The organism is Janthinobacterium paucivorans (assembly GCF_051380805.1).
GTDB classification, from domain to species: Bacteria; Pseudomonadota; Gammaproteobacteria; order Burkholderiales; family Burkholderiaceae_D; genus Janthinobacterium; species Janthinobacterium lividum_D.
In genome coordinates, this window is the sequence record NZ_JBNYXR010000021.1 from 1 (window position 1) to 20916 (window position 20916).

Here is a 20916-nt window from a genome sequence, read left to right on the forward strand (position 1 = left end):
GGATACAGCATCCAGTTACCCGGTCTTGATATGCCTACCAAGATTTTGACAGCGGTCGATACCGTTCGCAATATCACGAACGGCATGAAGGGAATAATACAAGGTCGGATTAGCGCGGCCGTTAGGCCACGCGTAATCCGACAACATTGTTGGCGCGTTCTTCAAAAGCCCTGCACGGCGATGCCGTGACAGGGCTTTTTTGCGCCGCTACGCTGCCGCACCGGGCCAGTGCTTGTGCAGCTCGGGGTCGGTGCGCAGTTCCCACAGGGCCAGCACGACGACGGCAATGCCGACGAGCAACTCGTTCCACAGGACGACGCGCTGTTCGGCCAGCCGCAAGATCCACGGCGATGTGGCGACCCAGACGCCCACCAGCAGGTTGACGACGACGGCCCAGAAATACGTCTTGTACAGGTCGAAGGCGGCCAGCACGGCGATCACCAGGCCCGAAACCAAGGCATTGAGCATCTGCGGCGAGCCTTCGGGATAGGAAAAAGCCCAGGGCGAGACGAGCAGCCACAGGCCCAGCAACAGGATCAATTGATCTTGCCAGCGTTTCAGTTTGAAATTGCTTGCCATATTACCTCCCTTGGTTGATCCTGAGCAGTCAGGAAACGGGCCGGAGCGGGCATGCAGCATGCCGACCGGCATACTGCGTTAGTGCGCTGCGGCGCGCGATAAGTTCCGCGCGCCTTGTACATATCATGACAGATTCGGTGCCAGCCAGCGTTCCACGTCCTCTATCTTGGCACCGCGGCGCTTGGCCATGTCTTCTACCTGGTCCATGCCGATCTTGCCGACCACGAAGTATTTCGACTCCGGGTGGGCGAAATAGAAGCCGGAGACGGCCGCGCCCGGGAACATGGCATATGATTCTGTCAACATCATGCCGATTTCCTCTGCCTGCATGACGTCGAACATCTGTTTCTTGACGGTATGCTCGGGGCAGGCGGGGTAGCCGGGCGCGGGGCGGATGCCGACATAGTGTTCGCCGATCATGTCGTCGTTGCTCAGCTGCTCGTCTGGCACATAGCCCCATAAATCCTTGCGCACGCGCTCATGCAGGTACTCGGCAAACGCTTCGGCCAGGCGGTCTGCCAGAGACTTGAGCATGATGGACGAGTAATCGTCATGCGCATCCTCGAAGCGTTTCTCGTATTTCTCGATGCCCAGCCCGGACGTGACGGCAAACATGCCGAGGTAATCCTTCACGCCCGAGGCCTTCGGCGCGATGAAGTCGGCCAGGCACTGGTTCGGGCGCTGCACGCCATCGACCACGGGTTTGACGCCCTGCTGGCGCATGCCGTAATACGTAAACGCCACGGTACTGCGCGTATCGTCGGTATATATCTCGATGTCGTCGTCATTGACGCTGTTCGCTGGCAGCAAGGACACCACGCCATTGGCCGTCAGCCAGCGCCCATCGATGAGTTTTTTCAGCAAGGCCTGGCCTTCTGCGTACACCTTGGTGGCCGCGTCACCGACTACTTCATCGGTCAAGATGGCCGGGAAGGGGCCGGCCAGGTCCCAGGTCTGGAAGAACGGACCCCAGTCGATATAGTTGACCAGGGCGGCCAGGTCGACATTTTTAAAGACGCGGCGGCCGATGAACTTCGGTTTCACCGGCGTGCACGGGCCGTCGAAGGGCACGAGCATCTTGTTGGCACGCGCCTGCGCCAAAGGCAGGGTGGGCAGCGCCTTCTTGTTGGCGTGCTGCTCGCGGATGCGCGCGTAATCGAGTTCGATGTCTTGCACGTATTTGTCGCGCTGTTCCGGCGTCAGCAGGGATTGCGCCACCGAAACGGAACGCGAAGCGTCCGGTACGTAAATCACGGGGCCATCGTAATTGTGCGCAATTTTCACCGCCGTGTGGGCGCGGCTGGTGGTGGCACCGCCGATCAAGAGGGGAATCTTGAGCATGCGGAAATGATCGTCGCGCTGCATTTCCTTGGCGACATACGCCATTTCTTCCAGTGACGGCGTGATCAAGCCCGACAGTCCGATGATATCGGCGTTTTCCACTTTGGCACGCGCCAGGATTTCCGAGCACGGCACCATCACGCCCATGTTCACCACTTCGAAGTTGTTGCACTGAAGAACGACGGTGACGATATTCTTGCCGATGTCATGCACGTCGCCTTTGACGGTCGCCATGATGATCTTGCCCTTGGGCTTGGCGACGATGCCCGTGCGCTTTTCTTCCAGCAGTTTTTCTTCCTCGATGTACGGAATCAGATGGGCCACCGCTTGCTTCATGACGCGCGCCGATTTCACCACTTGCGGCAGGAACATTTTTCCCTGGCCAAACAGGTCGCCAACCACATCCATGCCCGCCATCAAGGGGCCCTCGATCACGTGGATCGGGCGTCCGCCATTGTGTAGCAGTTCCAGGCGTGCTTCTTCCGTATCTTCGACGATGAATTGCGTGATGCCGTGCACCAGCGCGTGCGACAGGCGCGCCTGCACCGTGCCTTCGCGCCAGGCCAGGGTTTGTGCCTCGGCCTTGCCGCCCGCCTTCAGTGTGCCGGCAAACTCGATCATGCGTTCGGTCGAGTCTTCGCGCCGGTTCAGCACCACGTCTTCCACGCGCTCGCGCAATTCCGGGTCCAGGTTGTCGTACACGCCCACCATGCCGGCGTTGACGATACCCATCGTCATGCCGGCCTTGATGGCGTGGTACAGGAAGACGGTATGGATGGCTTCGCGGGCTGGATCATTGCCGCGGAAACTGAACGACACGTTCGACACGCCGCCCGAAATTTTCGCGTGCGGCAAGTTTTCCTTGATCCAGCGGGTGGCGTTGATGAAGTCGACGGCGTAATTGTTGTGCTCTTCGATGCCGGTGGCGACGGCAAAAATATTCGGATCAAAAATGATGTCTTCCGGTGGGAAGTCGAGCGCATCGATCAATAAGTGATAGGCGCGCGCGCAAATTTCAATCTTGCGCTCGAAGGTGTCGGCTTGCCCCTTTTCATCGAAGGCCATGACGATCACGGCGGCGCCGTAGCGGCGGCACAGTTTCGCCTGGCGCAGGAATTCTTCCTCGCCTTCCTTCATCGAGATGGAATTGACGATGGCCTTGCCCTGCACGCATTTCAAGCCAGCTTCGATGACCGACCATTTCGACGAGTCGACCATGATAGGTACGCGCGAAATATCGGGTTCCGAGGCGATCAGGTTCAAAAAGCGCGTCATGGCCGCCAGCGAGTCGAGCATCGCCTCGTCCATGTTGATATCGATCACTTGCGCGCCATTTTCCACTTGCTGACGCGCCACGGACAAGGCTTCGTCGTATTGCTCGTTGAGAATCATGCGCGCGAAGGCCTTTGAGCCCGTGACGTTGGTGCGCTCGCCCACATTGACGAACAGTGATTCCTCGTTGACGACGAACGGTTCCAGACCGGCCAGGCGCAAGTCGTGCGATGGCGCCGGCACGCTGCGCGGTGTGTTTTTCGACAGCAACTCGCCGATGGCAGCGATGTGTTCAGGCGTGGTGCCGCAGCAGCCGCCGGCCATGTTCAAGAAGCCCGCATCGGCGAATTCGCGCAGCAGGGCGGACGTGTCGGCTGGCAACTCGTCGAAACCCGTGTCGCTCATGGGATTGGGCAAGCCCGCGTTCGGGTAGATACACACGAAGGTGTCGGCGATCTTGGCCAGCTCTTGCGCGTACGGACGCATCAGGGCGGCGCCCAGCGCGCAGTTCAGGCCGATGGTCAGCGGTTTCGCGTGACGCACGGAATTCCAGAAGGCCGGCACGGTCTGGCCTGACAGGATGCGCCCCGAGGCGTCCGTGACGGTGCCCGAAATCATCAGCGGCAGGCGTGCGACGGTTGGATTTTGCTCGTAGAACAGGTCGATGGCGAACAGCGCCGCCTTGCAGTTCAAGGTATCGAAAACGGTTTCCACCAGCAGCACGTCGGCGCCGCCTTCCACCAGGCCCTGCGTCTGCTGCAGGTAGGCCGCCACCAGTTGGTCGAAAGTGACGTTGCGCGCGGCAGGGTCGTTCACGTCGGGCGAGATCGATGCCGTCTTCGGCGTGGGCCCCAAGGCGCCGGCAACGAAGCGCGGTTTGTCGGGGGTGGAATATTTATCGCAGGCGGCGCGTGCCAGCTTGGCTGCCTGAACGTTCATTTCATAGGCCAGGTGGGCCATGTGGTAATCGTCTTGCGCGATCGTCGTGGCGCCGAAAGTATTCGTTTCGATCAGGTCGGCGCCGGCGGCCAAATAGCGCTCGTGGATTTCCTGGATGATGTGCGGCTGCGTCAGGGTCAGCAGCTCATTGTTGCCCTTGACGAACAGTTCACGCGCACCACTGTCGGCTGGCGCGGCGAAATCGATGAAGCGGCCAGCGGGGCCGCCACGGTATGCTTGTTCGTCGAGCTTGTATTGCTGGATGATCGTGCCCATGGCGCCGTCGAGAATCATGATCCGTCGCGCAAGAATGGCGCGCAAGGTGGCTTCGGTCGGGGACATGGCGGGGATCACGGTATCGTTCATTTCATGCTTTCAATAGGCAAACGGGCGGTGGCGCGGCGACAAGACAGTGACGAGGCGGTTGCGGGTCAGCCTGATCGGCTGACGCAGATTGCCTGCCGGGTAGGGCGGGCAGGAGGTGGCAATCGCCGGATCTCACCGGGTCTAAAATTATACGGCATCAGGCTGCTTTAGTTTTCAGCAAAAGCGCTCGCAGCTCAGTTCGCCGTGGTTCGCGCAACACAACGGCGCCATGGCCAGTGCCGTGGCGGCAAGCGGGCGTCCCCGCTGACAATGACATGCCTGAAAATCCAGGCAAAAACCTTAATTTTTCCACCAGGGTTATCAGGAAAATATCTTGTCCGGGCGGTGCAGAAATGCTTCCATTGCGCGTGCCGTCTCTGCCTATTTTTAATGAATTGAATGGCAATCGCGATAAAGGAAAATAAGTTTCAATGAATCTAATACAGAGTGAATGAAATGATTCTCTGAATGTAATTTGCCAAGCAGATTTTTAGTTATTATCGAAACCGATTAAATTAAAAGTATCAATAGTTGCCTTATGGAATCGAATTGGCTGATAATAGTCATTCCTGGAAATTAAATTCTCACTAAAAATCACCAATATGTTACATTTTACTTTTGCGATTCCCTGTATTGCGCAGCATCAATATGGATCCCAGCCATGAAAAACCATTTTCTTATTGCATTGTTTCTCATGCTGGGCCTGTCCGCTTGCGGCGGAGGCGGGGGTGGAGGCGATAGCGTGGTGTCGACCACCGCCGGTAATCCGGTGGTGATTCCTGCCGTGACGGCCGTCTCGGCGACGAATGTTGCCGTTGGTGGCAGCCTGGTGGTGACGGGCACGAATCTGAGCCGTGTGACGGCCTTCCAGGTGGGCGGCGTGACGCTTGTCATCGGCGCCGCCAGCGACAGCAGCGTGACCTTGGCCATGCCGGGCCTGCCCGTCACGGGCGCCTTGAGCCTGGTCAGCGCCAGCGGCACGGCGGCCACCAGCTATAACGTCAATGTGTACCTGCCATTAAGCGTGGGCAGTGTCGCGCCATTGGCAGGCGAAGTCGGTTCCAGCGTGACGATCACGGGTACCGGCATGGGAGCCGTGACGGATGTGAAGTTTGGCACTGGTGCGTCGGTGAAGCCGCAAAGCCAGACCGCCAGCAGCATGACCGTGCTGGTGCCTGCGGGCGCGGCAACGGGAACGCTGACGGTGAGCGGTCCGTACAATAATGTCATCAGCAGCGACAGCTACACGGTCTTGCCGAGCGTGGCAGTGACGTCGATCAGCACGTTCGTCAACGGCGCCACCTTGTCGGTGACTGTGCAGGGCAGCAACCTCGACCAGGTTAGCAGCGCTTCCGTCGGCAGTACGCCCGCGACCATCGTCAGCGCCAGTGCCAGCCTATTGGTGTTGTCCGCACCAGCTTCAGCAACGGGTAACGTGATGCTGTCTGCCACTTCGCGCATAGCCGTGAATGCGGGCACGGTGTCGGCCTTCACCCTGAGCAGCATTGATTTCGCGCAGGTACTGAACCTGAACGCCAGTAATGGAGCCTTGCGCCTGACGCGCGGTAAATCGGCCGCCGTGCGCGTGTCCGTGCTCGGCACCCAGGCGGGCCGCAGCAGCCCGGCCGTGACCCTGAACGCCACGGCTGCCGATGGCAGCAACCTCGGCAGCATCAACATGAGTGGCCCGTCGGTGTTGCCGACGACGAAAAGCGATTACAGTTTCAACGGCAATTTCAGTGCCGTTTTGCCGGCAGGCTGGATCTTCCCCGGCGTGCGCGTGCGCGTGACTGCCGTGGGCAATGATGGCACGCAGGTCAGTCAGGAAGCGGCGCCGACCGTGTCCAGCGCGGCGCGCATCCGCCTGGTACTCGTGCCCTTGAGCACCGATGATGGCTTGGCACAACTGCCTGACGCCGAGGTGATTCGTACTGCACTGACTCGTGTCTATCCGTATGCAGCAGAAAATATCAGCATTACTACGCTTGCCCCACTGAGCATACCGGGTAGCAGCACGGCCGACAGTTGGTGGAACACGACGCTGGAAACCCTGAACAATAAGCGTGCTCAGGAAGATAGTGGCGCCTACTATTATGGTTTTTTGCCGAAAATGTCGTCCACCCGCGTCGCCGGCCTGGCCTACATCAACAAGCGCACCGGCAGCAGCGGCGATTTCACGGCGGCTATCGGCCTGGACGCCAGGTTCAACAACAATGCCGCTGTCGATCCCTTCGCCAATAGCTGGCCTCAATGGCTGACCACGCTGGTGCATGAGCTGGGCCACAATCACTCGCTGGAACACGTTGCCTGCGGCAGTCCTGCGAATGCGGATATCTTCTACCCGTATACCAATGGCGAGCTGGGACCGCAACCGCTGTACAACAGCGACTATGCGGGCAGCATTGGCCAGCTGAGCAAGGCAGTCTATGGCAGCACGGCGATGAAGGACGTAATGAGTTATTGCAGCGGTGCCTGGTTCTCGGACTATAGCTATGCGCGGATACAGCAATTCCTGGAAAAGCGCAGCACGCTGATGACAGGCAGCAATGTACTTGCCGCCAGCATGTCCGAGCCCGAGCATGGCTATCTGACCATTTCCGGTCGCATCACTTCCGCCGGCGTGGGGCTGCGTCCTGCCGTTGCCTCCTCGGCGCGCATCGGTAGCGCTGCCAGCGGCAGTGGCCATGCATATACCTTGCGGGTGTTGACAGCGTCAGGGCAGACGATTGATTTGCCTTTCGATGGCGTGTCCGTGGCCGACCATGGCGGCACTGCCATGCGCCATTTCCGCGTCAGCTTCGCCAATCCGGGAGACATCAGTGACGTGGAAGTGCTGGAAAATGGCAAGGCTTTGGCCAAGCTGGAGCGTCCCGCGCGCCGCAGCAAGGCCGCCGCCAACGAGGCGACGTTTGAGGCGACCCAAAGCGGCGGCAAGCTGGCGCTGGCCTGGAATGCCGACTTGGAGCCATACGCAGCCGTGCTGCACGTAGGTGTCGATGGCCGCAAGACTTTGGTCGCCAGTGAGTTGACGGGCGGCAAAGCCAGTGTTGACGTGAGCGCCTTGCCGGCCGGTGGACGTTACGAGGTCAGCCTGTCGTCGTCCGTGGGCGGACGTTTGATGCAGGTGCAGCGCCGCTAGGCAAGGGCGCTGAATGCAAAAAGGGCTTGCCGCGGCAAGCCCTTTTTTTATTTCATTTTTTATAGGCGCAGGCATTGGTGCACATACTGCACAGATCCTGTGCCTGGCGCAGGCTGCCACTTTCCATCGCGCCTGCCTAGAATGGGTCTTCATCAACTTGCGGAGCTTCCCATGCCCATCCTGAACCTGCTTTTATCCAGCGCGCCTGATGCGCGCCAGTCCGCGGCCATCGCCGCGACCCTGAGCGCCTTGACGGCGCAGTTGCTGCACAAGGCACCCGAATTGACGTCGGTGGCAATCAGCCATGCCGATGCGGCGCACTGGTTTGTCGGCGGGCCGTCGCTGCAGGCGCAGGGCAAGACGAGTTTTTTCCTCGATATCCTGATCAGCGATGAAACCAATACGGCAGCGGAAAAGGCCGCGTATATCGCCGCCGTGTTCGCGGCCATGCAGGAGTGTCTGGGCGAATTGCATGACGTCAGCTATATCCACGTGCATGACGCGCGTCAGGCGGCCTGGGGTTATGCCGGCTTGACGCAGCAGTTTCGCGCCATGCGCAAGGCGCTGCTGCAGCCTTGATCAATCCCAGTAGCGATCCTGATAGTGCTGCACGGCAAAATCGACGAAGGCCCTGACCTTGGGCGACAACTGACGGCTGTGCGGGTACAGTGCGTACAGGGTTCGTGGACGCAAGGTGTAGCCGGGCAATACCTCCAGCAGCTTGCCGCTGCGCAGCGCATCGCGCACGATGAAGGCGGCTGCGCCGGCGATACCCATGCCGCCCACGGCGGCCTCGCGCAGGGCGATGCTGGTATTGGCTTGCAGGCTGCCGCGTACGGCAACCTTGTGCACGCTGCCGCCGGCGTCGGTGAACAGCCATTCTGCCGGCTTGTCGCCGGCTGTGTACATCAAGCAATTGTGCTGCGCCAGGTCTTGCGGCGTGGCCGGATGGCCATGGCGGGCCAGGTAGGCGGGCGAGGCAACTGCCAGCGTGCGGCTGCTGGTCAGCTGGCGCGCTACCAGAGTGGAATCGGGCAAGCCGCGCGCCAGGCGCAGCGCCACATCGAAGCCATCGTCGAGCAGGTCGACGATGCGGTCATTACAGACGAGGTCGATCTGTATGTGTGGGTATTGCCGGGTGAAGGCAGGCAGCCAGGCGGCCAGTTCCAGCGTGCCGAAGGCCGTCGGTGCATTGATGCGCAGGCAGCCGGACGGCTGCGCCTGGTGCATGGCGACGGCGCGGTCGGCCGCATCGAGCGCGTCCAGGATGTCGCGGCTGGCCAGATAGTATTCCCGGCCGGCGGCCGTCAGGGCGAAGCGGCGTGTCGTGCGATTGAGTAACTGGGCACCCAACTGGCTTTCCAGCTGGCGGATCTGGCGAGACACAATGGAATGCGAGATGCCCAGCGCGGCGCCGGCAGCCGTGAAACTGCCCAGTTCCACGACGCGGCGCAAGGCGCGCAGGGTAGTCAGCTGGTCCATGCAGTGCCGGCCGCCGGGCTAGTTGGGGGCTGAATTAAACGAAACGTTTGCCTTCGAGCGGGAAGCCCTTGATGAATTCGGCTGCCGGCAGGCGCTTGCCGCCCGGTTTTTGCAGTTCCGTCAGGCGCAGTGAGCCATTGCCGCAGGCCACGACGATGCCGTGCTGGGCGTCGGCCGCGAGTACCTGGCCTGGCGCTTCCTTGCTGTCCGCTTCGAGCACGTCGGCGGCCCAGATCTTGATGGTCACGCCATCGACCTGGCCGCAGGCGCCGGGGAAGGGGTTGAAGGCGCGAATTTTCAGGCCCAGTTCCAGCGCCGGCTGGCTGAAGTCGAGCGCGGCCTCGTCCTTGGCGATTTTTGCGGCGTAGGTCACGCCCGCTTCCGGCTGAGGTACGGCTTCCAACGGCTGCTGCTGCATCTTGCGCAGTGTCTCGACGATCATCTTGCCGCCCAGCATGGCCAACTTGTCGTGCAGGCTGGCGGTCGAATCGCCCGCTTCGATGGGCATGCGCCCGATGGCCAGCATGGGGCCCGTATCGAGGCCTTCTTCCATCTGCATGATGGTCACGCCTGTTTCATCGTCGCCGGTCTCGATGGCGCGGTGGATAGGCGCAGCACCGCGCCAGCGTGGCAGCAATGAAGCGTGAATATTGATGCAGGGTTTGATGTCGAGCGTGCTGCGCGGCAAGATCAAGCCGTAGGCCGCCACGACCATCACATCGTAGTCAAGCGACAGCAGGCGCGCGTGGGCCGCTGTTGCCTCGGCGGCGCGCTGCGGGTCCTTGCTGTCCATACGCAGCGACAACGGTTGCAGCACTTCGATGCCATGCTGCTGCGCGTATTGCTTGACGGCCGAGGCATGCAATTGCATGCCGCGTCCTGCAGGGCGGTCGGGCTGGGTCAGCACCAGCGGGATATCGAATCCCGCTTCGTGCAAGTCTTTCAGTGCCGTGGCGGCGAATTCAGGCGTGCCTGCGAAGATCACTTTCATATGCATCCTTGACGTGAGGTGCGCAGGCCAGTGCCGGAGGCGCCAGGCTGGCGTGGTATAACGACTACTGTTGCTGCTTAGTCTATCAGCAGTGCCGCAAAAGCGGCGGACAATGTGTTTTCAGAAACGGCGATTTTGTGCGCGCAGGCTCGCTTCGCGTTCGAGACCACGGAGTTCCTTGACCATCTTGGTCTTGATGCGGTTGCGCTTGAGCGGCGACAGGTATTCGACGAATACCTTGCCCAGCATATGATCCATCTCATGCTGGATGCAGACGGCCAGCAAGCCGTCGGCTTCTTGCTCGAACTGCTTGCCGTGGCGGTCCAGCGCGCGCACCTTGATGCGGGCCGGGCGCTCGACGCCATCGTAGACGCCAGGCACGGACAGACAGCCTTCGTCGTAGATCTGCTTTTCTTCGCTGGCCCAGGTGATTTCCGGGTTGATCAGTACTTGCAGCTGGTTTTTCTCTTCGGTGATGTCGATCACCATCATCTGGATATGCTCATCCACTTGCGACGCGGCCAGGCCGACGCCGGGGGCTTCGTACATGGTTTCTGCCATGTCGTCGATCAAGGTTTGCAGGCGCTCGTCAAATTCGGTGACAGGCTTGGCGATCGTGTGCAGGCGAGGATCGGGGTAACGCAGGATATTTAATATGGACATACGGATTCGACTGGTTAAGGTGGGCGCCGGTGCGCCAGATTATTCATGCCAGGGCCATGCGGACGATGGCAAGGCTATTTGTTTTGAGTACGCTACGGTAAGGCGCGTGTGGCGCAACGGCGCGGCAGATGCGTTTGCCAGTGCGCTATTCGTTTGCTGCAAAGAGAAATTTTATCACAGACGCCCATGACGCTGTGCATGAAGGGCCGTTTTGCCGCGCCATGGCACGCATCCTTGCGCGTGTCGGTATCGCGCGTGCGCCACGGCGCTAGCATGGGATGCTATAGCACACAGTGAGGTTGTCATGCATGCAATGTCAACGACGGCAGACACGGCCACGGAATTGGCCGGCTGGCTGCGCCTGCAGCATCTGCCCGGCGTGGGGCCGGTGGCGGCGCGCGCCTTGCTAGCCCGCTTCGGCTTGCCGCCGCAGATCTTTGCCGCCCCGTTCGATGCCTTGCGCGAGGTGGTGCCAGCCAGCGTGGCGCGTGCCATCGTGCAGCCGCCCAAACCGGTGGCCAACAGCCAGTTGGCGCTCACCTTGCAGTGGCTGCAGCAACCCGGCAATGCCGTGCTGACCCTGGCCGATGCCGCGTATCCGCCCCTGCTGCTGGAAATCGCCGATCCGCCGCCACTATTATATGTACGCGGGCGGGTGGAACTGCTGTCGCGTCCCAGCGTGGCCATCATCGGCAGTCGCAATGCCAGCGCGCAAGGCATGCAGAATGCGGCCGCCTTTGCCCACGCCCTCAGCGCGGCAGGCTTGAGCATCATTTCCGGGCTGGCGCTGGGCATCGATACGCATGCGCACGAGGGCGGCTTGCGTGGCGTGGGCGCTACCGTGGCCGTGATCGGTACGGGCGCCGATTTGGTGTATCCGCGCCGCAACTTTGATCTGGCGCAAAGAATTGCCGAGCAGGGCTGCATCGTCAGCGAATATGCGTTGGGCTTGCCGGCCATGCCCGCTAATTTTCCGCGCCGAAACCGCTTGATCAGCGGCCTGGCGCGCGGCGTGCTGGTGATCGAGGCGGCCGCACACTCGGGTTCACTGATCACGGCGCGCCTGGCCGGCGAGCAGGGGCGCGATGTGTTTGCCTTGCCCGGCTCCATTCATGCCACCCTGGCCAAGGGTTGCCATGCGCTCATCAAGCAGGGCGCCAAGCTGGTCGAGTCGACCGATGACGTGTTGCAAGAGTTGCGCTGGCTGGGCTGCGTTCCCGGCGTCCCTAGCGTGCGGCCAGCGGTGCAAGAAGAGACGCCGCTACTGGCCGCACTGGGCCATGATCCCCTCGATGCCGATACCCTGGCCGCGCGCAGCGGCCTGGCCATGGGCGCGCTGATGGGTGAATTGCTGGCGCTGGAGCTGGCAGGCTTGCTTGAACGCCTGCCGGGAGGCCTGTTTCAACGCTGTAAATGACAACTTGTCACTGGTGTGGCGGGCTTGCCGCGCGGCGGCGCTTTGTCGGCGCACACCCTTGTGCCGATGCGAACTTAGCTGATAAAGTAGCGTCATGTTCGATATCCTGGTGTACCTCTACGAGACTTACTATCGCCCCGACGCCTGCCCCGAGCCGGCTGTCCTGGCGCGCAAGCTGTCGGCCGTCGGTTTCGACGACGTGGAGATTTCCGAAGCGCTCGTCTGGCTGACGGACTTGAACGCCATGGCCGGCGTCGAGCAAACCCTCACTGCCAGCTGCACCGGCACGCGCTTCTACGTGCAGCAGGAAAGCGAGGTGTTGGGCACGGCCGCCATCGGCTTCATCCAGTTCCTGGAAAGCGCCAAGGTGCTTTCGCCGCTGCAGCGTGAAATCGTCATCGAGCGCGCGCTCGCGCTTGACGAGGCTCCCGTTTCGCTGGGCAAGCTGAAAGTCATCGTGCTGATGCTGCTGTGGAGCCAGGGCAAGGAACCGGATGCCCTGATGTTCGATGACTTGTTCGTCGACGACGAAGACCTGCCTCCCCGCCTGCTACACTAATAGAAACGTCCATCGCAGCGTGGCGCTTCCTTGCCCTGAATCTTGTGTGCTGAACCTGGCTATGCTGCCTGCGCTGTCTTGCGCACAATTGCCAGACTGACCTTGACCCTGACGCCGCTGCAGCGCCACCCCTTGACGATGTGCGGCAGCAGCGGGCACGCTAAGCGATGGTGTTTGCGTCTGTGCATTCCTGCTTGCAGATAACTTGCCGAATTCTTCAATAGGCGCTTATCATTGGTCGCTTGACAAGACTACAAGTCACCAGGCCTTGCGCAGACAAAAGCGTCGGCGCCTGGCAATGCACTGTATGATGCGCATGCTGAAACTATCCTAGAGCATTTTTCGAGACTAAAAAATATGACAAAAACCCTCATCATCGCCGAGAAGCCTTCTGTCGCGAACGATATCGCGAAGACGCTTGGCGGCTTCACCAAGCACGATGAGTACTTTGAATCGGATGAATACGTCCTGTCGTCGGCGGTCGGCCACTTGCTGGAGATCGCCGTACCGGAAGAATTCGACGTGAAGCGCGGCAAATGGAGTTTCGCGCACCTGCCGATGATTCCACCGTATTTCGCGCTGAACCCGATCGCCAAGACGGAAGCGCGCCTCAAAGTATTAAACAAGCTGATTAAACGCAAAGATGTTACCACCCTCATCAACGCATGCGATGCGGGGCGCGAAGGCGAGCTGATTTTCCGCCTGATCGCGCAAAATGCCAAGGCCAAGCAACCGGTCAAGCGCCTGTGGCTGCAGTCGATGACGCCGGGCGCCATCCGCGACGGTTTTTCGCACCTGCGCAGCGATGAAGAAATGCTGCCGCTGGCAGACGCGGCGCGCTGCCGCTCGGAAGCCGATTGGTTGATCGGTATCAATGGCACGCGTGCCATGACCGCGTTCAATTCGAAAGAAGGCGGTTTTTATCTGACCACAGTGGGGCGCGTGCAGACGCCGACGCTCTCTATCGTGGTCGAACGCGAAGACAAAATTAAAAAATTCGTGCCGCGCGACTTCTGGGAAGTGCGCGCCGAATTCGTCTGTGCGGCCGGCATCTATGAAGGCCGCTGGCTCGACACGAAGTTCAAGAAGGACGAGAACGACCCTGAGAAGCGCGCCGAGCGCCTGTGGAGCAAGACGGCTGCCGATTCGATCGCCACCGCTTGCCGCGGTCGCCAAGGCAACGTCACGGAAGAGTCGAAGCCGACCACTTCGATGGCGCCGGGCCTGTTCGACCTGACCAGTTTGCAGCGCGAAGCGAACTCGCGTTTCGGCTTTTCAGCCAAGAACACCCTGGGCCTGGCCCAGGCATTGTATGAAAAGCACAAGGTATTGACGTATCCGCGTACCGATTCGCGCCACTTGCCGGAAGACTACATGCCGACCGTGCTGCAGGCGCTGGAAACGGTCAAGGACAATAGCAACTACCATCAGTTCGCCAAGCAGATCATCGACAAGGGCTGGGTCAAACCGAACAAGCGCATCTTCGACAATACCAAGATTTCGGATCACTTCGCGATCATCCCGACGACGATCGCGCCGAAAAATCTGTCCGAGCCGGAACAGAAGCTGTATGACCTGGTCACGCGCCGCTTCATGGCGGTGTTTTTCCCGCCTGCGGAATTCCAGGTCACCACGCGCTACACGGAAGTGTCCGGTCATCAGTTCAAGACTGAAGGCAAGGTCATGACCAATCCGGGCTGGCTGGCTATCTACGGCAAGGAAGCGTCGACCGATGCTGACAAGGAAAGCAATGGCAATGGCAACCTGGTGCCGGTGGCCAAGGGCGAGACAGTGCAGACGGAAAGCGTCAGCGCCAACGGCCTGGTAACCAAACCGCCAGCGCGCTACACTGAGGCGACCTTGCTGTCGGCCATGGAGGGCGCAGGCAAGCTGATCGACGACGACGAGCTGCGCGATGCGATGGCCGGCAAGGGGCTCGGCACGCCAGCGACGCGCGCCGCCACCATCGAGGGCTTGTTGACGGAACGCTATCTGATCCGCGAAGGCCGCGAACTGATTCCAACGGCCAAGGCTTCGCAGCTGATGACCTTGCTCAAAGGCTTGGGCGTCAATGAATTGACGGCGCCGGAGCTGACGGGCGAGTGGGAATACAAGCTGTCGCAGATGGAAAAAGGCAAGATTTCGCGTGAAGAATTCATGCGTGAAATCGCACAGATGACGCAAATCATCGTCAAGCGTGCCAAGGAATACGATAACGACACCATCCCGGGCGACTATGCCACTTTGGTAACGCCATGCCCGAATTGCAGTGGCCTGGTGAAGGAGAACTACCGTCGTTTCGCCTGCACCAAGTGCGAATTCTCGATGAGCAAGACGCCCGGTTCGCGCCAGTTCGAAATCGCCGAAGTGGAGCAATTGCTGAAGGACCGTACCATCGGCCCGCTGCAAGGCTTCCGCTCGAAGATGGGCCGTCCGTTCGCCGCCATCCTGCGTATCGTGCGCGATGAAGAGATCAAGAATAGCAAGCTGGAATTCGATTTCGGCCAGAATGACGAAGGCGAAGATGGCGAAGGCGTCGATTTCACGGGCCAGACGCCTGTGGGACCTTGCCCCAAGTGCAACGCTGGTGTGTACGAGATGGGCCTGGCCTATGTGTGCGAACACAGCGTCGCCAAACCGAAGACTTGCGATTTCCGCAGCGGCCGCATCATTTTGCAGCAGGAAATTTTGCCTGAACAAATGATGAAACTGCTCAACGATGGCAAGACAGACTTGTTGCCGGGCTTTGTTTCGCAGCGTACCCGTCGCCCGTTCAAGGCCTTCCTCGTGCGCGGCAAGGATGGCAAGGTGAGCTTCGAGTTTGAAGAGCGCAAGGCCAAGCCGGGCGCCAAGCCGGCAGCCAAGAGCAAGGCGGCAGCGACCGAGGCGGAAGGCGAAGCAGGCGCAGTGCCAGCGAAGAAAACGGCCGTCAAGAAAGCGGCAGCCGTGAAGAAGGCACCGGCGAAGAAGGCAACGGCAGTGAAAAAGCCGGCCGCCAAGAAGGCGCCGGCGAAGAAAGCGGCAGCGGCGCAGTAAGGCGCCGCCAGCGAGCAAAAAGCCAGGGTTTCCCTGGCTTTTTTTACGTCCTGAAGCTGTGCCTCAAGACGCAGTGTGGCAGTCTGGCACTGTGGCCGGTGTCAGCAGTCGTATTTCCTTGAGCACTTCAGGCGCGGCGTGGCGTCTTGTGCTTAGTCGAGGTAGTCCGAGTATTCGCGCTGCGCGTAGTTTTGCAAATTGGCCCACGGCTGGGCCTTGCTGACGCTCGGCTGCAGCTTGACGTCGACCCGGCGATAGAAGGTATTGGCGCGGTCGCCGCTTTCGATGAGCAGGGGAATCTGCTTTTGCTCATCCCACAGGATACGCTGGAACACGCCATTTTTTTCCACTTCGCGCCAGCGTGCGCCCGGCACGTTCGATGTCTGTTTCGACAGCGGCATGGCGTTCACCAGTTTCGGGTCCAGCAGATAAAAACTGTTTTCCCAGGAACCGTCAAAATTGACGTTTTCGTACTCGGCCTTGGGGACGGAGACGACGATCTTGTCGTGCGCATCGATGTATTCCACGCGTACGGTATTCTTTTCCAGCATCACATGGCGCGGTATCAGCACGGGATTGAAATGCTTGTGTTCATGCTGCGTGGCCGTGGCCGTGACCGAGGTTTTCAAGGCGACTTTCTTGTTCTCGCCGTGGCTGTGGCCTGCATGCGCGTCGGTCGACGGCGCCAGTACGCGCTCAACCCAGACATGGCCGGGGCGGCGCAGCATTTTTTCTTCGTAGCGGCTTTCGCGTGTCACGCCTTCCGGCGTCAGCACGCGGCTGTAATAGGTGATGGCCAGGTCCAGGTCGGCGGGAGCGGCAGGGGCGGCCGCCTGCGCGCCAGCAGCGAAGCCGGCGGCGAGGAGGACGGCGATCAGGGTCGATTTCATGGTGTTGCCTTTATCGTGCAAACGGGGCGGAGGGCATATGCCATCCGCCCCTGTGGGGTTACCGTATTGAGGCAGATCAGAGGCCGAATGCCGCCTTCAGCAAGTCAAATACCTTGGTGTTGTCCAGCGTGCCCTTGAAGGCCTTGGCACCGGCGCCCGTGGCCAGCAGCTTGACGTCGCCGCCGCCGTGGGTTTCGCTGGCCAGACGCACACCTGTTTCTTGCAGGTAGTTGTCGGACAGGGCCGTGGCGCTGTCGATGTTGGTGCGCAGGTCAGGGCGGTTCGGGCCGTTGCCAAACACCAGCGTGGTGTAGGTATTGCCGTCTTCATCCTTGCTAGGCTGGTTATCCTTGTAGCCACGGTTGATGTCGAGGATAGGATTGCCGCGCTTGCCATAGCCGTTGAACGCCAGCGTGTGGTCGTGGTCAGCCGTGACGACGATCAGGGTATTTTCCAGCTTCGGATCAGTTTCCTTGACCTTGTCGATGGCCGCCTTGATGGCGTCGTCGAAGGCGATGGTGTCCGTCAGCGCGCGCTTGGCATTGATGCCGTGCAAGGCGTGGTCGATGCGGCCACCTTCGACCATCAGGAAGTAGCCAGTGCTGTTTTTCGACAGCAGGTCGATGGCTTTCAGCGTCATTTCCGACAGGCTAGGCTGGTTGGCACCGTCGGCCGATGGCTTGGTCGTGCGGTCCAGTTCATAGTCGAGGTGGCTCTTTGCGCTGTACAGGCCGATGAACTTCTTGCCGCTTGGCGCCGCTAGCATTTCCGCTTTCGTCGCGGCCACGGTGTAGCCCTTGGCCGCGAATTCCGTCAACAGGTTGCGGCCGTCGACGCGGCCGCCCTTGTTGCTGGCCGACCAAGGCGTGAAGTGATTGCGTCCGCCACCCATCAGCACGTCGACGCCGTCACCGAGGGCCGCGTTGTAGCCGGCGCCGCCCGGCGCCGTTTGCGCGGCGATGGCGTATTGCGCATTGCGGTTGCAGATGTGCGAGAAGGTCGCAGCCGGCGTGGCGTGCGTCAATTCCGTGGTGGTGATGGCACCCACAGCCTTGCCCTTGGCTTTCGCCAGTTCCAGGATGGTCGGCACGCTCTTGCCGCTTGTCGGGCAGTTGTCCACGCCCAGGTTGCCGTTAGTGTCGCGGCCCGGATCAACGGCGATGGTTTCCTTCGCCATCGAGATGACTTCATTGTTCATCTTGACGCCGGTCATGTAGGCGGCCATCGATGGGGCGCTGTCCGTCGTTTGCGCATCGTTCGAGAACGTCTTGATGCGCGCCGTGCGTTCCAGCTTGTCCATGTTCAGGCTGCCCTCTTCCTTGTACTTGAAGATGCGCGCCGCCGTCACGACGGAAGGGCCCATGCCGTCGCCGAGGAAGAAGATGACGTTCTTGGCGTCGGCGGCGTAGGCGCTGGCGACGCTGGCGGCCACGAGCGTAGTGAGCAAGGAGAGTTTCAGGGCCGATTTCAGTGCGGCGGGTTTCGATGCAAGTTTCATGTGCTTGTCCAATTCTTGTGTCTTGGGGATTACAGACCGCCGGCGGTCTTGACCAGGCCGAATACGGTGGTGTTGTCGATGGTGCCCAGGAAGGTTTCCGAACCTTTGCCGATGGCGCCCAGGAAGACGTCGGTACCGCCGTGGGTTTCATTGCCGACCGCAGTGCGTATCGCCGCTTCCTGATGGTAGGTGTTGGCGCTGGTGACGCTATCGTCCAGGCTGGCCATGGCGGCGCGGCTCGATTGCGTGCGTTTTTCGCCATTGCCGAAGCCGATGATCGAGTACGGTGCGCCGTCCAGGTCTTTCTCGACCGCGCCGGTGACGTAGTTCTTCACCACGCCCAGCACGCCCGCGTTGCCGGCAGCGGTCTTGCCCGTGCGCTTGGCGTAGCCGTTCAGCACCAGGGTGTGGTCATGGTCGGCCGTGACGACGATCAGGGTATTGGCCAGGGTCGGATCGGTGAGCTTGGCTTTTTCGATGGCGGCCTTGATGGCGTTATCGAACGCGACGGTGTCTTGCAGGGCCTTCTTGGCCGTCGTTTCGTGCAGCGCATGGTCGATGCGACCACCTTCGACCATCAGGAAATAACCCTTCTTGTTCTTGGCCAATACATCCATGGCCTTGGTGGTCATTTCTGCCAGGCTAGGTTCTTTGGTCGCATCGCGGTCCAGGTCGTAGCTCATGTGGCTGGAAGTGAATACGCCGAACAGGCGGTCCGTCTTGGCAGCATCGACGGCCTTGAAGTCGGTGGCGTTGTTGGCGATGGTGTAGCTCTTCGCTTTCAGTTCGGCCACCAAGTCGCGATCGTCGGAACGCTTGCCGCCGTTCTTGAATGGCGTAAAGAATTGCGCGCCGCCGCCGAGCACCACTTCCAGGCCCGTGCTGCCCAGGGCGTTGTTATAGCCCGCGCCGCCTGGCACGAGGGCCGCAGCGATATCGTTTTCCAGGTCGCGGTGGCAGATGTGCGCGTAGGTGGTTGCCGGTGTGGCGTGCGTCACGCGCGCCGTACTGACGACGCCGGCCGCGTAGCCTTTGGCCTTGGCCAGTTCGATCAAGGTAGTCGCTGGCGTGCCGTTGTTGGTGCCGCAGTTGTTGACCAGCTTGTTGCCGTTGGCATCCTTGCCCGGATCGATGGCGAGCGTGTTGGCCGACATGGAAATGACTTCATTGTTCATCTTCACGCCCGTCATGTAGGCGGCCATCGAGGGCGCGCTGTCGGTGACTTGTGCATCGTTCGAGAACGTCTTGACGAAGGCCGTTTCTGGCAGCGTGTCCATGGTCAGGTCACCGTCTTCGCCCACCGAGTAGATGCGCGCTGCCGTCATGGTGGTCAGGCCCATGCCATCGCCGAGGAAGAAGATGACGTTTTTCGGTGGGACTTCGGGTGCCACGTCTTCTTTTTTGGCATCGCTGCCACAGGCGGCCAGCATCAGGGTAATGGCGACGCTGCAGCCAGCGACGGAAATTTTTCTGCGTGTCATGTGGTTCATCCGGCTTGGTTTGAAAGAGCTAGCAAGATAGCAAGCTAATGTGACATCCTCATGACGTTGTGACACCTTCTGTAACGCTGCGACGCCGACGTCGTTGGTGTCGTTTTTGCGCACACCATGACTGTAAAAAAACAGCGTATCGCACTGGCGCTGCTGCCCGCCCGTGCTGGCCATGGGCTGATTGCAGCGATGATTGCGCCGAAATGCGCAACAAACAATTGCTATTTACTCGGTTTTTCTACCGGATTAAGCAACGTAATATGCAGGCATCCCAATCATTTCCTGAAGGTACATCATGTTCTCCAAATCCATCAGCAGCGTTCTTGTCGCCACCGTGTTTGCCGCTGGCGCCGCCTCGGCAGCCAGCAGCGCTCCCTTGACCTTGGACGTGTTCAATCCGGGCGAAGCGGCCATTTTCCCCGTCGCTTCCGTGCTGGTCGCGGGCCAGCATGATGCAGTGCTGATCGATGCGCAGTTTTCGCGCGCCGAAGCGCAAAAGCTGGTGCAAAAGATACACGCCAGCGGCAAGAAGCTGACGGCCGTGTACATCAGCCACAGCGATCCCGATTTTTACTTTGGCCTCGATGTGATCAAGGCAGCGTTCCCGCAAGCAAAAATCCTCGCCACGCCGGAAACCGTGGCCGAAATCCGTCGCAAGGCCGATGCCAAGGTCGCCTACTGGGGCCCTATCCTGAAAGACAATGCGCCGCACAGCATCGTCATTCCCGACGCCTTGCAAGGCCAGAGCATTACGCTCGAAGGCCAGTCGCTGAGCATCTCGGGCCCGACCCCATCGCGCACCTATGTGTGGATTCCATCGATCAAGGCCGTCGTTGGCGGCGTGGCGCTGTTTGGCAATTTGCACGTGTGGACGGCCGATACGCAAAGTCTGGCATCGCGCCAGGACTGGCTCAAGACGCTCGATGGCATCGCCGCACTGAAACCTGTTACCGTCGTGCCCGGCCACTTCCAGGTCGGTGCCAGCCTGACGCCCGACAGTATCGGCTTTACGCGCGACTATCTGGTGACGTTCGAAGCGGAAACGGCCAAGGCCGCCAATTCGGCGGCCCTGATCAAGGCCATGAAACAGCACTACCCGAGCCTGGGCCTCGATGGTGCCCTGGAGACCAGTGCGAAAGTGGCCAAAGGCGAAATGAAATGGTAAAAACCTATTGCGCGACGCGATTTCCGGCCTGCGATGCTCACTGCCTCGGCGGCCCCGTGCCTGACACGGTTGCGCTTCTTGGCCAGAAC

Annotated in this window: 15 protein-coding genes; 7 read left to right on the top strand and 8 right to left on the bottom strand. The window is 60.5% G+C overall.

The window, feature by feature from the left end; all coding sequences use genetic code 11:
- Window positions 1-207 precede the first annotated feature (207 nt).
- Window positions 208-579, bottom strand: a complete 372-nt coding sequence (locus ACQ4V8_RS20260) for an SPW repeat protein (RefSeq protein WP_196856090.1) — start codon at window positions 577-579, stop codon at window positions 208-210.
- Between the two features lie 123 nt (window positions 580-702).
- Window positions 703-4473: a methionine synthase gene (gene metH / locus ACQ4V8_RS20265; protein WP_436572096.1), complete on the bottom strand. Its 3771-nt coding sequence runs from the start codon at window positions 4471-4473 to the stop codon at window positions 703-705.
- 299 nt (window positions 4474-4772) lie between these two features.
- On the opposite strand from metH, the gene ACQ4V8_RS20270 reads away from it, so the two are divergent.
- The 3 genes from ACQ4V8_RS20270 to ACQ4V8_RS20280 all read left to right on the top strand — a co-directional run bounded on the left by ACQ4V8_RS20270 (window position 4773) and on the right by ACQ4V8_RS20280 (window position 8215).
- The gene (locus ACQ4V8_RS20270; protein WP_157998690.1) at window positions 4773-4922 is read left to right on the top strand and encodes a hypothetical protein; all 150 of its coding nucleotides are present in this window, start codon (window positions 4773-4775) and stop codon (window positions 4920-4922) included.
- Window positions 4923-5158: 236 nt separating this feature from the next.
- Window positions 5159-7636 carry an IPT/TIG domain-containing protein gene (locus ACQ4V8_RS20275; protein WP_436572090.1) on the top strand — a complete coding sequence of 826 codons (2478 nt, stop codon included), beginning with the start codon at window positions 5159-5161 and terminating at the stop codon, window positions 7634-7636.
- A 171-nt stretch (window positions 7637-7807) separates the two neighbouring features.
- Window positions 7808-8215, top strand: coding sequence for a tautomerase family protein (locus ACQ4V8_RS20280; protein ID WP_070345821.1), 408 nt, complete (start codon window positions 7808-7810; stop codon window positions 8213-8215).
- On the opposite strand, the gene ACQ4V8_RS20285 is transcribed toward ACQ4V8_RS20280, so the two are convergent.
- The 3 genes from ACQ4V8_RS20285 to def form a co-directional block, all read right to left on the bottom strand.
- Complete coding sequence (locus tag ACQ4V8_RS20285) at window positions 8216-9118, bottom strand: LysR family transcriptional regulator (RefSeq protein WP_010393236.1); 903 nt, start codon at window positions 9116-9118, stop codon at window positions 8216-8218.
- 34 nt (window positions 9119-9152) lie between these two features.
- Entirely contained in the window at window positions 9153-10109 is a 957-nt protein-coding gene (fmt, locus tag ACQ4V8_RS20290) for a methionyl-tRNA formyltransferase (protein WP_010393238.1), read from the bottom strand.
- A gap of 120 nt (window positions 10110-10229) precedes the next feature.
- Window positions 10230-10772 carry a peptide deformylase gene (gene def / locus ACQ4V8_RS20295; protein ID WP_010393240.1) on the bottom strand — a complete coding sequence of 181 codons (543 nt, stop codon included), beginning with the start codon at window positions 10770-10772 and terminating at the stop codon, window positions 10230-10232.
- A 304-nt stretch (window positions 10773-11076) separates the two neighbouring features.
- Here def and dprA point away from each other — a divergent pair, with 304 nt between their 5' ends.
- The 3 genes from dprA (at window position 11077) to ACQ4V8_RS20310 (ending at window position 15784) form a co-directional block, all read left to right on the top strand.
- Window positions 11077-12189 (top strand): DNA-processing protein DprA, encoded by a 1113-nt coding sequence (gene dprA / locus ACQ4V8_RS20300; RefSeq protein WP_070345820.1) that lies wholly within the window; start codon window positions 11077-11079, stop codon window positions 12187-12189.
- Between the two features lie 94 nt (window positions 12190-12283).
- Window positions 12284-12748, top strand: coding sequence for a Smg family protein (locus tag ACQ4V8_RS20305; protein ID WP_010393245.1), 465 nt, complete (start codon window positions 12284-12286; stop codon window positions 12746-12748).
- A gap of 357 nt (window positions 12749-13105) precedes the next feature.
- Complete coding sequence (locus tag ACQ4V8_RS20310; protein ID WP_010393247.1) at window positions 13106-15784, top strand: DNA topoisomerase III; 2679 nt, start codon at window positions 13106-13108, stop codon at window positions 15782-15784.
- Between the two features lie 152 nt (window positions 15785-15936).
- Here ACQ4V8_RS20310 and ACQ4V8_RS20315 read toward each other — a convergent pair whose 3' ends face one another.
- The 3 genes from ACQ4V8_RS20315 to ACQ4V8_RS20325 all read right to left on the bottom strand — a co-directional run bounded on the left by ACQ4V8_RS20315 (window position 15937) and on the right by ACQ4V8_RS20325 (window position 19602).
- On the bottom strand, window positions 15937-16674 hold the full coding sequence (locus tag ACQ4V8_RS20315; protein WP_082261021.1) for a hypothetical protein: 738 nt from the start codon (window positions 16672-16674) through the stop codon (window positions 15937-15939).
- A 76-nt stretch (window positions 16675-16750) separates the two neighbouring features.
- Window positions 16751-18172 carry an alkaline phosphatase gene (locus ACQ4V8_RS20320; RefSeq protein WP_010393253.1) on the bottom strand — a complete coding sequence of 474 codons (1422 nt, stop codon included), beginning with the start codon at window positions 18170-18172 and terminating at the stop codon, window positions 16751-16753.
- Window positions 18173-18201: 29 nt separating this feature from the next.
- Window positions 18202-19602 (bottom strand): alkaline phosphatase, encoded by a 1401-nt coding sequence (locus ACQ4V8_RS20325; protein WP_261980950.1) that lies wholly within the window; start codon window positions 19600-19602, stop codon window positions 18202-18204.
- 355 nt (window positions 19603-19957) lie between these two features.
- On the opposite strand from ACQ4V8_RS20325, the gene ACQ4V8_RS20330 reads away from it, so the two are divergent.
- Window positions 19958-20827, top strand: coding sequence for an MBL fold metallo-hydrolase (locus ACQ4V8_RS20330; RefSeq protein WP_196856080.1), 870 nt, complete (start codon window positions 19958-19960; stop codon window positions 20825-20827).
- Window positions 20828-20916 lie beyond the last annotated feature (89 nt).

What these genes read in the sequence shown, in the direction of transcription:
- ACQ4V8_RS20260 (WP_196856090.1), bottom strand. Translation starts at nt 579, where the DNA reads ATGGCAAGCAATTTCAAACTGAAACGCTGGCAAGATCAATTGATCCTG.
- metH (WP_436572096.1), bottom strand. Translation starts at nt 4,473, where the DNA reads ATGTCCCCGACCGAAGCCACCTTGCGCGCCATTCTTGCGCGACGGATC.
- ACQ4V8_RS20270 (WP_157998690.1), top strand. Translation starts at nt 4,773, where the DNA reads ATGCCTGAAAATCCAGGCAAAAACCTTAATTTTTCCACCAGGGTTATC.
- ACQ4V8_RS20275 (WP_436572090.1), top strand. Translation starts at nt 5,159, where the DNA reads ATGAAAAACCATTTTCTTATTGCATTGTTTCTCATGCTGGGCCTGTCC.
- ACQ4V8_RS20280 (WP_070345821.1), top strand. Translation starts at nt 7,808, where the DNA reads ATGCCCATCCTGAACCTGCTTTTATCCAGCGCGCCTGATGCGCGCCAG.
- ACQ4V8_RS20285 (WP_010393236.1), bottom strand. Translation starts at nt 9,118, where the DNA reads ATGGACCAGCTGACTACCCTGCGCGCCTTGCGCCGCGTCGTGGAACTG.
- fmt (WP_010393238.1), bottom strand. Translation starts at nt 10,109, where the DNA reads ATGAAAGTGATCTTCGCAGGCACGCCTGAATTCGCCGCCACGGCACTG.
- def (WP_010393240.1), bottom strand. Translation starts at nt 10,772, where the DNA reads ATGTCCATATTAAATATCCTGCGTTACCCCGATCCTCGCCTGCACACG.
- dprA (WP_070345820.1), top strand. Translation starts at nt 11,077, where the DNA reads ATGCATGCAATGTCAACGACGGCAGACACGGCCACGGAATTGGCCGGC.
- ACQ4V8_RS20305 (WP_010393245.1), top strand. Translation starts at nt 12,284, where the DNA reads ATGTTCGATATCCTGGTGTACCTCTACGAGACTTACTATCGCCCCGAC.
- ACQ4V8_RS20310 (WP_010393247.1), top strand. Translation starts at nt 13,106, where the DNA reads ATGACAAAAACCCTCATCATCGCCGAGAAGCCTTCTGTCGCGAACGAT.
- ACQ4V8_RS20315 (WP_082261021.1), bottom strand. Translation starts at nt 16,674, where the DNA reads ATGAAATCGACCCTGATCGCCGTCCTCCTCGCCGCCGGCTTCGCTGCT.
- ACQ4V8_RS20320 (WP_010393253.1), bottom strand. Translation starts at nt 18,172, where the DNA reads ATGAAACTTGCATCGAAACCCGCCGCACTGAAATCGGCCCTGAAACTC.
- ACQ4V8_RS20325 (WP_261980950.1), bottom strand. Translation starts at nt 19,602, where the DNA reads ATGCTGGCCGCCTGTGGCAGCGATGCCAAAAAAGAAGACGTGGCACCC.
- ACQ4V8_RS20330 (WP_196856080.1), top strand. Translation starts at nt 19,958, where the DNA reads ATGTTCTCCAAATCCATCAGCAGCGTTCTTGTCGCCACCGTGTTTGCC.